Source organism: Agrobacterium sp. SUL3 (genome assembly GCF_001263295.1).
Classification (GTDB): Bacteria; Pseudomonadota; Alphaproteobacteria; order Rhizobiales; family Rhizobiaceae; genus Agrobacterium; species Agrobacterium tomkonis.
The window spans coordinates 17,733-29,522 of record NZ_KQ414527.1 but is presented as its reverse complement, the minus strand read 5'-3'; the positions used below and the strand labels follow the sequence as shown (position 1 = coordinate 29,522).

Here is an 11,790-nt window from a genome sequence, read left to right as displayed (position 1 = left end):
AGCAGGTTCGACGTTCCCGGCATCGCGTGTCTCTGGAAGAACTGCTCACCACCGATGCCGTCAGGCGTCCGGATGATGGAGCATGGCCGTCCCTTGATATGGTCGATCAGCCATGGACCAACGGCCTCATGATAGTGCGCGAGATCCTCCTTGGTGACCGGCTCACCGTCATTTGCATCGGGCCAGAGCGGCTTGTCAGGGCTGGAGATCATCACGCCCATAACTTCTGCCTTGGTGTTCTTGCCGCGTGCCGGTCGCGACGGCTTTGGCCGGGCCGGCGTTGGCGTTTCAGTTTTCCCTGGCGATGCCGGCGTTTCGGCCTCGACCTCCTTCGCCGGCTTGTCTTCGCGCAAACCCTTGAAGGCTGCCTGACGGACCAGTCCGTCCGCGGTCCAGCCGGCGAACTGGATCTCGGCCACCAGTTCGGGCTTGACCCAGACGATGTTGGGTTCTTTTTTCGGAGCGCCTATCCCGGTAAAGGGCGATTTTGAGGTTTCCAGTTCCCGGAGCTTCGGCAGGATTGTATCCACCGTTTTGGCACCATAGGCGGTCCCGACCCGCCCGACATAGACGAAGTGATTGTCCCTGAAGACGCCGACAAGAAGTGAACGAAACTTGCCGTTGGTTTTGGCGTAAGCGCCAATGACAACCTCATGTCCGGCGCGGCATTTGGATTTCGCCCAGGTATCGGTACGCCCCGACTGATAGGGGGCATCCGCCTGCTTCGAGACAATGCCCTCCAGCGAGAGCTTGCACGCCGATTTCAATACTGCATCGCCGCCGGTCTCAAAGTGTTCGACGAACCGCAGGCGCGGATCTTCCCCCGCCTTACTCAGCAGCGCTTCGAGCCTTTTCTTGCGTTCCGTAAGCGGTAGTTGCCTCAGATCCTCACTCCCCTCGAACAGCAGGTCGAAAGCAAAATAGACGAGCGCATCCGTTTTACCTTCTGACAGCGCCGCCTGAAGTGCGGCGAAGTCCGGGGCACCGTTTTCATCGAGTGCACAGATCTCACCGTCGATGATGGCATCAGGCAAGCTTGCGGCCGATGTCGCAATCGCCGGATACTTGGCCGTCCAGTCCAGCCCCTTGCGCGTCTTCAGCGTTACTTCGCCGTTTTCAATGCGCGCCTGAATACGGTATCCGTCGAATTTGATCTCGTGGATCCAGCCATCGGCCGACGGTGGGCGTTCGAGCGTTTCGCAAAGCTGCGGAGGTATGAAGTCGGGCATCGCGGACTTCGCTGCTTTCCGCGATGCCGGGCGCTTTTTCTTTGTATCCGCCGCACGTTTGTCTGCCGCCAGTCCATGATTGCTGTCCCAGACGGCGTCGGCCTGCACATCGCCGCTCTGCACCATGAACGGTTTTGGTTTGTTTCCTTTACCGGCGGCGATGGCGGCCATGGTTCTNGCCTGCACATCGCCGCTCTGCACCATGAACGGTTTTGGTTTGTTTCCTTTACCGGCAGCGATGGCGGCCATGGTTCTGCCCGAGGCAACCGACGTGTTGTTTTCGTCAAGGATGGCGGCGCCGTTTTCATCGACCGAGAAGTCGTCGCGATGCTTGATCAGCAGCCAGTTCGTCCGTTTGCCCCCGTCACGGTCGTTGCGCATCCGCACCAGTACGAAGCTGCCACGCAGCCGCTCCCCTTCAAGGGTAAACTTGAAGTCGCCCTTGGCGAGAGCCTGCTCGGGCGTCCTGTTACCTTCCGGCTCCCAGTAGCCGCGGTCCCAGAGCATGACCGTGCCGCCGCCATACTGGCCTTTGGGAATCGTGCCTTCGAAGTCACCATAGTCCAACGGGTGGTCTTCCACCTCCACGGCCAGGCGCTTGTCCTGGGGATCGAGAGACGGTCCCTTGGTCACAGCCCAGGACTTGAAGACGCCGTCGAGTTCGAGGCGCAGGTCATAATGGAGCCGCGTGGCGTCATGTTTCTGGATGACAAAGCGCCTGCGGTTTGAAGCTTTCAGCTTCGTTTTTCCGCTTGGCTCCTGCGTCTTCTGAAAATCGCGTTTCTGCCTGTAGGTCGAAAGCTTGTCGTTGGCCATGGGTATCCCCGNGCTTGGCTCCTGCGTCTTCTGAAAATCGCGTTTCTGCCTGTAGGTCGAAAGCTTGTCGTTGGCCATGGGTATCCCCGAAAAAATCCACCTCCCGCTTCGAAGGAATACGGGATGAGGCACGGGCCGGACAGGTGGACGCGTAATCGCCTTTTCGTTGTGCGGGATGAGAAACGGGTTCGCATTCATCACCCCGTTGCGTCCGGTGCACACAGCCCGCGAACTCAACGGTGAAAAGGCAACGGGTTATGCTTTGGTTCCATACAGAGGCCACCAAGGCGGAATGGCAGTTCAAGCGGACGACCAAGTCGAAGTGGGTGTTGTCTCGTCATCGCCAGGCAGGAAGGTTCATTCAAACCGGACGACAGATTTCAGGGGGATTTTTGCGACGAGCACGCCGTCGCCCCTGACAACCTCAAACTCTGCACCATCCACGATTTCATCCTTGAGGATTTTTTCCGCCAGCATTTCCCTTGCAGCCTGCGCGGCCTCGATGTACGCGCGCTCGTCACTTGCCAGCATGGTTCCCTCAGTGTCTTCGGAAAGGCCGTCAGCGTCCCGAACGTGGAAGTAATACCGCTGCATGTCTTAGCTACCTGTTTTGTCTCGCAGATTTTTCAACCGCCTTCAAAGAACATGGTTCCATCGGACCCTTTGAAAAGGTATCGTCTCAGCGGGAACCCTCATCGCTATGCGCGGTTTGGCATGAATGCCATGACAGCAGTCGCGAATTGCCGAGCTGCAAGCCGTGGATAACACGAGAACCGACCGCGTCTTCCGCTCGCAGGTGGTTCATTGCGCAAACAGAGGATATCTCTATGTTGCGAGCGTTTCGTGGGAAAAAGCTGATCATCGTAGAGCAGCGCCTCATGCTGACATTTGCGTGCCGTCAGCGGCTGCGGGCAGCAGGGGCCACCGTTCTGGGATCGGTTCGATCGACACGACGCCTGCTCGATGCGTTACTGGAGTGGGATGTTGACGCCGCAATCGTTGACGTGGAGATCGACGATCAGACGTTGCTGAATGTTTCGATTGCACTGGAGAGCGCCAATGTGCCATTCGTTTTCGCGAACCGGGCCAAATCGAACGACCGCGGTTACTCTGTGAGTGGCGATAGCGCGGAGCTTCGGGAAATAGCCGATGCACTTTTCGGTCCGCCCGGAACGTCAACCACTCTTCACTGACCGTCGCTCGACGGTTGATCGTTCCCGGAACGACGCTCAACGCCTGCGCCAGGACGAGCACTGAATTCCTGGAGAGCGACACGCCGCAAAGTCGCGAGAAGCTCTACATCAATCCTGGAGTCGTGATCGGCGGCTGGAAAATCCCGGATGATCTCGCCAATCGTTTTTTCAACAAGCCGGCTCTGCACTCGCTCGTCAGCGGTAAAGCGCGCGGCCCAGCGGAAAAGGAGGCGTCGAAGCGGACATTCGTGAAAATTTGATGGTTTGGGCACGCAGCCGTCCTCCACACGATATAGGCGGGAGCACGTAGTACCCCTCAGCTGCCACCGCCTATGAATTCGGTTGGTGGCGATGGAAGGAGTGTAACACGTCTGGTGGATGAGTCGAGCGATTAGAGTTCAAGGGTAGAGAGTTGTAGCCCGGCAGCAGGCTGTCGCAGCCGGTCTGAATGGTTTTTGAAGGCATAATTTGCGTGCGATGTGAGCAAAAAGAAACCCTCCAGTGCGGAGGGTTCCAAGCTGTGCAACCGTGACCGGCTGCAAGAGCAGTGGACGGGGGAAAGACCATCCGCCTGCCTAACCGTCGCCGTGATAGTCTGTTCCGAAAAATTCGATCCTCAATTGAGGTTATTGCGGCGCTCGCAGCCAGCATGCTTGCAACAGTGCTTCTCGCATGAATGGCCTCGCCAGCCTTACTGCTCTCAACGCTCACTGATGTGCACCTCCGATTATATCGACTGGTCCTCTCGATGTTTCCATCAGCGGCCAGCGGACCTTCCTCTTCCATTCGGTCAAGGCATCGGCAGGTGAGGTGCAGAAAACCCACTCAATGAAAGCATCGGATATGTTAGGATGGTCGTAGAGGAGGGCGGCGATGCCTTTCCGCTCGCTAAACAATATCTCGATCTTCGCTCCCGTCGGGATGTCGTCATCATCAGCCCAGAGTTCCATGGCAACGTATCCGGAATAGGCAGTCAGGTCGGATTCCCGATCGACTTCGGCGACCAGCCGCTGGTCGAGATTATCGTGAATGGATTGCCGCATGCCGAAGAATTGACCATCCTCCAGAAATCTCTTTGGATAGACACCATGATTCTCGAGAATGTAAGGGTGGATATGCATCTTCCTTCTCCTCTCTCCGAACAGTTCAGCGGGTTTAGTCTCCTCATCAATTGGCATCCATCTGGCGATGGCCGCCAGTTATAAAAGGCTGCCTTGCTCCACCGGTTCGCCAGATTTCGAAATGATCGATGATCCATAAGGTTCACGCGACAGGATGATCAGCGCGTCGTTTGGTAGTGGGCGGGCGAGGTGCCTTGCCTCATCCCAAGGCGCCCGCATCCAGACGTCGGTTTCTTCCTTCGTCAGCAGTAGAACAGGCATTGCCTTCTCGTGGATCGGCTTCACGAGATCATTCGGATCGGTCGTCAGGAAACCGTATAGGTCGTCGGTTGTGAGCCCGTCCTTGACTTTGCGAACGCTCTTCCATTGCGGCACGTGGATGCCCGCAAAGAACATCAGCGATTTTGCCTCATCACGTGCAAACCAGGCATTTGGCACATTGCCACCCTCCTGTTTGCTCATCGGGTCCGGTTCGGCAAAGCTTGTGACCGGGACGAGACACCTGTGCTCGACGCCGAACCATCGCGTCCAGTGAGGCAGGTTGAGCTTACGCACATTGGTCACGCCACGATCCGGTTCCATGCGGATGAGCTCATCCATATCGACGGCCTTGCCCTTGGCCCTCAGTTTATCCGCCCTTGCTTCGGCGGCTTTCTTTTGGACGAAGATAGGCGAGGGCAGGCCCCATCGTGCATGAACCAGCTGCTTCTTGCCGTCCGCCGTGTTTCGGATGATCGGCCCCATCTGGTCGGGGTTCATCTGATAGGCCGGCATGAGGTTGATCAGGCTTTCGGCGTCCTGGGCCCACTTTGAGACCCAGTCCCTGTCTTCCATCCGATAAAGGTTGCACATGGCAGCAATTCCTCCGTTGCGACCGAATGCAGTTTTTCCGGTGACTTCCGCCTGCGTATCTAGTCGAGCTTATAAACGTCGGCATTGTCCTACCGTTCCCGCAGGCCGTTGTAGGAAGCGTGGCGGAGTTTATCGTCGCCCGTCCTGCCCTGAACTCGATCTCGGCGATCAGGCAAACGCCTATCCTCTGGTCTCCATCGGCTGCGGATGCGATTGCCCGCTGCGGCTAGCGCCGTGGAGGAACGCCGCATGTCAAGGCGCAGGCGCTATTCCGCAGCCCGTTTAGGTCGCTTGATGCCACCGCATTAGCCGGTCAGTCCCGACATTCTCAACAGAGCTATTCCGATTGCAGCGGAAATCACGGTCAGTGATATACATGCAAACAACCGGTAAACTCTCTCCTTTGACGTCAAGAGGAGATAGACCGAAGCGATTCCCAGAAAGCAAATCGTCGCGAGGGCGCCATAAGCTCGATACTCGCCCGAATAAAGCCATGTCCCCAAAGCCACAAAACCACAAATAACAAAAACAAGTTCGAGCTTTTGCAACGTAACACCCCAAGAAGATCTGAGCGGGATTTTAGGGAATTGATCTCGCAGGTCAACTTTGCCATCGGGCTGCATGCGGCGGGGCTTGATGCATCCGCCTACACGTCCGATGTTCATATGGCCTCAAGCTTAAAAGCTCCCGTATAGGTCGAACGCTGCGGACAGCCATTGATGCAATCAACCGCAGCGACGCGGCATTAAATAGAGCTGGGCTTCGGTATTACGATCGAGCTTTGTCTCGGTGGCTTCGTCATGCAGGCGAGTTCAGCACGAAACCTTAAGAAGATTGTGACGCCGCTCATCTATCCCCGCTATCGCGATCTGGAGCCCGACAAGAGTGGAGTGCGGCAAAAATTCTTGTTATCCCTACAGCCTTGAATCCTTTTCGAATCTTCGGTTTTGCTAATGTTGTGATAATGTTGCTCAACTTTCTGGTGCTTGACTCTTTTATAGCGTCGGAACAAACAATGAACAAATAGCCTGTACGGCATAATGTCGATCCTTTGAACACCACCTTGAAGGGAGCCGTGAACGATGACCGCTGCGCGCCCGAAGGGGTTGTCGGATGTGATCTGTGATTTGCGTGGCCGCATCGCCTCGATGGAGGGCACAGCAGCGAAACGGGCCGGAACGCTCTCTTTCGGTGTGCCCGAGATTGATGCGGTCTTGCCTGGCGGGGGTCTTGCCTATGGAGCCCTGCATGAGTTCGCAGGCGGAGGATCCGGTACGGTCGATGGTGCAGCAGCCGCGCTTTTTGTCGCCGGCATTGCCGCCCGGACCAAAGGCCCCGTCATCTGGTGTCTGACGAGACCGGATCTGTTCTTTCCGGCGCTTGCCCAGGTCGGCCTCCATCCCGACCGCGTCATCTTCGTCGAGTCCGACAAGGAGGAAGACGTGCTGGCCAACATGGAGGAGGGCTTGTCCTTCGGTGGGCTCGGCGCTGTCGTCGGCGAGCTCGTTCGCCTGCCGATGGTCAGCTCCCGCCGCCTGCAACTGGCCGCGGAGCGAACCGGGACCATGGCGCTCGGCGTTCGGCGATGGCGGCGGCAGACGGAGGCGAATGATTTTGGCCAGCCGACGGCGTCAACAACCAGATGGCGGGTCAGTGTGATGCCATCGGAAGAGCTGCCGGTACCGGGGGTGGGCAGGCCTCAATGGTTTCTTGAATTGATGCGCGTGAAAGCGGGTGAGTGTGCTGAGTTTCTCGTGAGGGCGTGTGATGACAAGGGTCGTCTCGATCTATCTTCCGGATCTGCCGACGGATCGTATTCGGCGGGCGGATCCCTCCATTTCGCCTGAACAGCCAATTGCCGTGATCGCAAGAAGCGGGTCGAAGCGATGGGTTTCGGCTGCCGACCTGGCTGCCAGGGCGGCAGGCGTGCATGTCGGCATGCCGGCGGCAAAGGCGCAGTCGCTGTTTCATGGCCTGATGATGGTCGACGCCGATATCGAAGCCGATCGGGTAGCTCTCGAACGCATCACACTGTGGGCACTAACCATCTATTCGCCGATCGTCGCGATTGACGGGATCGACGGCATCGTTATGGACACCGAAGGCGCCGACCACCTGCAGGGCGGCGAGCTGCCAATGGTGACAAAGATCGCCAACCAGTTTCTGGGCAGGAAGCTGACTGCCCGCGTGGCGGTCGCCGACAGCTGGGGTGCATCCCATGCCTGTGCCCGCGCCATCAACCGCGAGACGATCGTCATTCCGCCGGGTGAGACAGTGCGGGCCGTTGAAAAGCTGCCGATATCGCTCCTGCGTCTGCCGGCAAAGATTGTCAGCGATCTCCGCATTCTCGGATTTCAGACGATCGGGGAGCTTGCCAATACCCCGCGCGCGCCGCTGACGTTGCGCTTTGGACCGGAGGTTGGGCGCCGTCTCGATCAGATGCTCTGTCGCATCGCCGAGCCTATCGAGCCGATCCGCACGCCTGAGCTGGTCGAGGTTTCGAAAGCCTTCGCTGAACCGATTGGCGCAGCGGAGACCATCAACAAATATGTCGGCCGCCTTGTCGTGCAATTGGTCGATGAACTCCAAAAGCGGGGGCTCGGCGTGCGTCGGGCTGACCTGATTGTCGAGAAGGTCGATGGCACCAGACAGGCAATCCGCGCCGGAACAGCCAAGCCCGCCCGCGACGTAGCCTGGCTGACGAAACTGTTTCGGGACCGGACGGAAAAGATCGAGCCGGGTTTCGGGATCGAGAGGCTCACCCTTGTTGCGGTTCTGGCCGAGCCATTGGAAGAGGCGCAGAAAGTCTCTGCTCTGGTCGAGGATGACGTCACCGATGTGACGCCACTGATCGACATCTATGGAAACCGCGGCCAGCGGGTCTATCGCGTCGCACCGGTTGCATCCGATGTGCCGGAACGTTCCGTCCGGCGGATCAGTCCCGTTGCTGAACCGATCCCTGTTGCCTGGGTGAGCCATTGGCGCCGTCCAGTCCGGCTTTTGCCACGGCCCGAACTGATCGAGGCGATTGCGCTGATGCCGGACCGCCCGCCGGTCTCGATCGTCTGGCGCGGCAAGCGCCGTAAGGTCAAACGCGCCGACGGCCCGGAACGCATCTTCGGGGAGTGGTGGCAGCGCGACGCCGAAATGGACGCGGTGCGGGACTACTTTGTCATCGAGGACGAGGCAGGCGAGCGCCTGTGGGTGTTCCGCTCCGGCGACGGAGTGGATCCCGAGACCGGGTCCCATCGCTGGTTCTGCCACGGGATCTTCGCATGAGCTACGCCGAGCTCCAGGTCACGACCCACTTTTCCTTTCTGCGCGGCGCCTCCTCTGCACAGGAGTTGTTTGAGACCGCGAAACAGCTCGGTATCGACGCAATCGGCGTCGTCGATCGCAATTCGCTTGCCGGAATTGTTCGGGCGCTTGAGGCGTCGCGCGCCACCGGGTTGCGCCTGGTCGTTGGCTGTCGTCTCGATCTGGCGGATGGCATGTCTGTGCTGGTCTATCCGATGGATCGCGCTGCCTATTCGCGCCTGACGCGCCTCATCACGCTGGGAAAATCGCGTGGCGGCAAGAACAACTGTATCCTGCATTGGGACGATATCGTCGCTTACGCCGAGGGCATGATCGGCATTCTGGTACCTGATCTGCCGGATGCCACCTGCGCCTCGCAGCTTCGCAAGATGGCTGAGCTGTTTGGTGATCGCGCTTACGTCTCTCTCTGTTTGCGTCGGCGACCGAACGACCAGTTGCGGCTGCATGAGATTTCCAACATGGCGGCGCGGTTCAAGGTCAGAACCGTCGTCACCAATGATGTGCTGTTTCATGAGCCGGGCCGGCGGCAATTGCAGGACATCGTCACCTGTATCAGGCACAACACCACGATCGACGATGTCGGCTTTGAGCGCGAACGCCACGCCGACCGCTACCTCAAGCCACCGGAGGAAATGGCACGCCTGTTTCCGCGCTACGCGCAAGCACTCGCGCGAACCCTGGAAATCGTGCGTCGCTGCAAATTCTCGCTCGAGGAACTGACCTACCAGTACCCGGAGGAAGCCATCGTGCCGGGCAAGGATGCTCAAGGATCGCTCGAGCATTATGTCTGGGAATGTGCGCCCGATCGTTATCCGGAAGGCCTGCCACCGGATGTTTTAAAGACCGTTCGGCACGAGCTCGATCTCATCCGCACCATGAAATACGCGCCTTACTTCCTGACGGTGTTTTCGATCGTCCGTTTTGCCCGAAGTCAGGGCATTCTCTGCCAGGGCAGGGGATCTGCGGCCAACAGCGCTGTCTGCTATATCCTTGGCATCACCTCGATCGATCCCTCGACCAATGATCTCCTCTTCGAGCGCTTCGTCAGTCAGGAACGCGACGAGCCGCCGGATATCGATGTCGACTTCGAGCATGAACGGCGCGAGGAGGTCATCCAGTGGATCTACAAGACCTATACCAAGGATAAGGCGGCACTCTGCGCAACCGTCACCCGCTACCGGGCCAAGGGCGCAATCCGCGATGTCGGTAAGGCGCTTGGCCTGCCTGAAGATGTCATCAAGGCGCTGTCATCGGGCATGTGGTCCTGGTCGGAAGAAGTTCCCGACCGAAACATCAGGGAACTCAATCTCAACCCCAATGACCGGCGTCTGGCGCTCACCCTGAAACTCGCGCAGCAGTTGATGGGCGCGCCTCGGCATCTGGGTCAGCACCCCGGCGGCTTTGTCCTCACCCATGACCGGCTAGACGATCTCGTGCCGATCGAACCGGCGACGATGAAAGACCGGCAGATCATCGAATGGGACAAGGACGACGTTGAGGCACTGAAGTTCATGAAGGTGGATGTCTTGGCGCTCGGGATGCTCACCTGCATGGCCAAGGCTTTTGATCTCATCCGCGAGCACAAAGGGCAGGATCTTGATCTCTCGAAAATCAGCCAAGAGGATGCGGCGACCTATGCAATGATCCGCAAGGCTGACACGCTCGGCACCTTCCAGATCGAAAGCCGTGCGCAGATGGCGATGCTGCCGCGGTTAAAACCGCGCACGTTCTACGATCTCGTCGTGCAGGTGGCCATCGTGCGGCCGGGCCCAATCCAGGGTGACATGGTGCATCCCTATCTCCGTCGTCGCGAAGGCAAGGAGCCCGTCGAGTATCCGACACCCGAGTTGGAGGCGGTGCTCGGCAAGACGCTGGGCGTGCCGCTGTTTCAAGAGTCAGCGATGCGCGTCGCCATGGTCTGTGCCGGCTTTACCGGTGGTGAGGCCGACCAGCTGCGCAAATCCATGGCGACCTTCAAGTTCACCGGCGGCGTCTCGCGCTTCAAGGACAAGCTGGTGTCAGGCATGGTCAAGAACGGATATTCGTCCGAGTTCGCCGAAAAGACCTTTTCGCAGTTGGAAGGCTTTGGCTCATACGGCTTTCCGGAAAGTCACGCGGCCTCCTTTGCGTTGATTGCCTACGCTTCGAACTACATCAAGTGCCATCATCCCGACGTCTTTTGTGCAGCCCTTCTCAACAGCCAGCCCATGGGATTTTATGCTCCGGCCCAGATCGTCGGAGACGCGATCAAGCATGGCGTCGAGGTGCGGCCGGTCTGCGTCAACCGCTCGCGATGGGACTGCACGCTGGAAAGGATTGGAGGCGGCGATCGTCATGCTGTGCGCCTCGGGTTTCGGCAGGTGAAAGGGCTGGCTGTCGCGGACGCCGCACGTATCGTTGCAGCGCGCATGAACAACCCGTTCGCCTCAGTCGATGACATGTGGCGCCGGTCCAGCGTGCCGACCGAAGCGCTTGTTCAACTGGCAGAGGCCGACGCCTTTCTGCCATCGCTGAAACTCGAACGACGCGATGCGCTCTGGGCGATCAAGGCGCTGCGCGACGAGCCCTTGCCGTTGTTTGCAGCCGCAGCCGAACGCGAGGCGACGGCGATTGCCGAGCAGCAGGAGCCAGAGGTGGCGCTTCGGCAAATGACGGACGGCCATAACGTCATCGAGGACTACAGCCACATCGGGCTCACTTTGCGCCAGCATCCTGTCGCCTTTCTGCGCAAGGACCTGTCGGCACGCAATATCATTTCCTGTGCCGAGGCGATGAATGCCCGTGATGGGCGGTGGGTTTATACCGCTGGACTCGTGCTGGTGCGGCAGAAGCCGGGATCGGCCAAGGGTGTGATGTTCATCACCATCGAGGACGAGACCGGACCGGCCAACGTCGTTGTCTGGCCCACCCTGTTCGAGAAACGCAGGCGCATCGTGCTGGGATCTTCGATGATGGCGATCAACGGACGGATTCAGCGGGAAGGGGAGGTCGTCCATCTCGTCGCCCAGCAACTCTTCGATCTCTCAGGCGATCTGGTTGGACTTGCCGATCGCGATACGGAGTTCAGGTTGCCGGCTGGTCGCGGCGATGAGTTTGCCCACGGGGGCGGCGGGCCGGATTCACGCGATCGGCCGAAACCCGTTGTCCCGCGCGACATATTCACACCGGACCTTCATATCGATACGCTGAAAGTGAAGAGCCGGAATTTTCACTGAAAAATGCTCAAACCGAGCGTGTCGAGGGAGCGCATGCACTGCCAAA

General features: G+C 58.8%; 10 protein-coding genes. 6 read left to right on the top strand and 4 right to left on the bottom strand.

Translation table 11 applies throughout. The features are described from left to right. The coding region (gene ligD / locus AKG12_RS27075; protein ID WP_052821213.1) for a DNA ligase D at nucleotides 1-2,045 on the bottom strand (2,045 nt) is incomplete at its 3' end. Nucleotides 2,046-2,402: 357 nt separating this feature from the next. Then, entirely contained in the window at nucleotides 2,403-2,639 is a 237-nt protein-coding gene (locus AKG12_RS27070; RefSeq protein ID WP_035208414.1) for a DUF6894 family protein, read from the bottom strand. 233 nt (nucleotides 2,640-2,872) lie between these two features. Between AKG12_RS27070 and AKG12_RS27065 the strand changes: the two genes are divergently transcribed. The 3 genes from AKG12_RS27065 (at nucleotide 2,873) to AKG12_RS30870 (ending at nucleotide 4,443) form a co-directional block, all read left to right on the top strand. Continuing rightward, the gene (locus tag AKG12_RS27065; protein ID WP_225246560.1) at nucleotides 2,873-3,238 is read left to right on the top strand and encodes a response regulator; all 366 of its coding nucleotides are present in this window, start codon (nucleotides 2,873-2,875) and stop codon (nucleotides 3,236-3,238) included. Nucleotides 3,239-3,252: 14 nt separating this feature from the next. Then, the gene (locus AKG12_RS27060; protein ID WP_052821208.1) at nucleotides 3,253-3,498 is read left to right on the top strand and encodes a hypothetical protein; all 246 of its coding nucleotides are present in this window, start codon (nucleotides 3,253-3,255) and stop codon (nucleotides 3,496-3,498) included. 591 nt (nucleotides 3,499-4,089) lie between these two features. Beyond that, nucleotides 4,090-4,443, top strand: coding sequence for a hypothetical protein (locus tag AKG12_RS30870; protein WP_164056916.1), 354 nt, complete (start codon nucleotides 4,090-4,092; stop codon nucleotides 4,441-4,443). Here the strand turns inward: AKG12_RS30870 and AKG12_RS27050 are convergent. Continuing rightward, on the bottom strand, nucleotides 4,438-5,211 hold the full coding sequence (locus AKG12_RS27050; protein WP_052821206.1) for an SOS response-associated peptidase family protein: 774 nt from the start codon (nucleotides 5,209-5,211) through the stop codon (nucleotides 4,438-4,440). The two genes, AKG12_RS30870 and AKG12_RS27050, sit on opposite strands and share 6 nt — an antisense overlap. Before the next feature lie 305 nt (nucleotides 5,212-5,516). Further along, nucleotides 5,517-5,876 carry a hypothetical protein gene (locus AKG12_RS27045; protein ID WP_052821205.1) on the bottom strand — a complete coding sequence of 120 codons (360 nt, stop codon included), beginning with the start codon at nucleotides 5,874-5,876 and terminating at the stop codon, nucleotides 5,517-5,519. Between the two features lie 417 nt (nucleotides 5,877-6,293). Between AKG12_RS27045 and AKG12_RS27040 the strand changes: the two genes are divergently transcribed. From AKG12_RS27040 to AKG12_RS27030, 3 genes are read left to right on the top strand one after another with little or no spacing between them, the layout of a single operon-like run. Then, nucleotides 6,294-7,058 (top strand): ImuA family protein, encoded by a 765-nt coding sequence (locus AKG12_RS27040; protein WP_052821204.1) that lies wholly within the window; start codon nucleotides 6,294-6,296, stop codon nucleotides 7,056-7,058. Further along, on the top strand, nucleotides 6,979-8,490 hold the full coding sequence (locus tag AKG12_RS27035) for a Y-family DNA polymerase (RefSeq protein WP_052821203.1): 1,512 nt from the start codon (nucleotides 6,979-6,981) through the stop codon (nucleotides 8,488-8,490). Before AKG12_RS27040 ends, AKG12_RS27035 begins: the two co-directional genes overlap by 80 nt. Beyond that, entirely contained in the window at nucleotides 8,487-11,744 is a 3,258-nt protein-coding gene (locus AKG12_RS27030; RefSeq protein ID WP_052821202.1) for an error-prone DNA polymerase, read from the top strand. The genes AKG12_RS27035 and AKG12_RS27030 overlap by 4 nt, the downstream gene beginning before the upstream one ends. Nucleotides 11,745-11,790 lie beyond the last annotated feature (46 nt).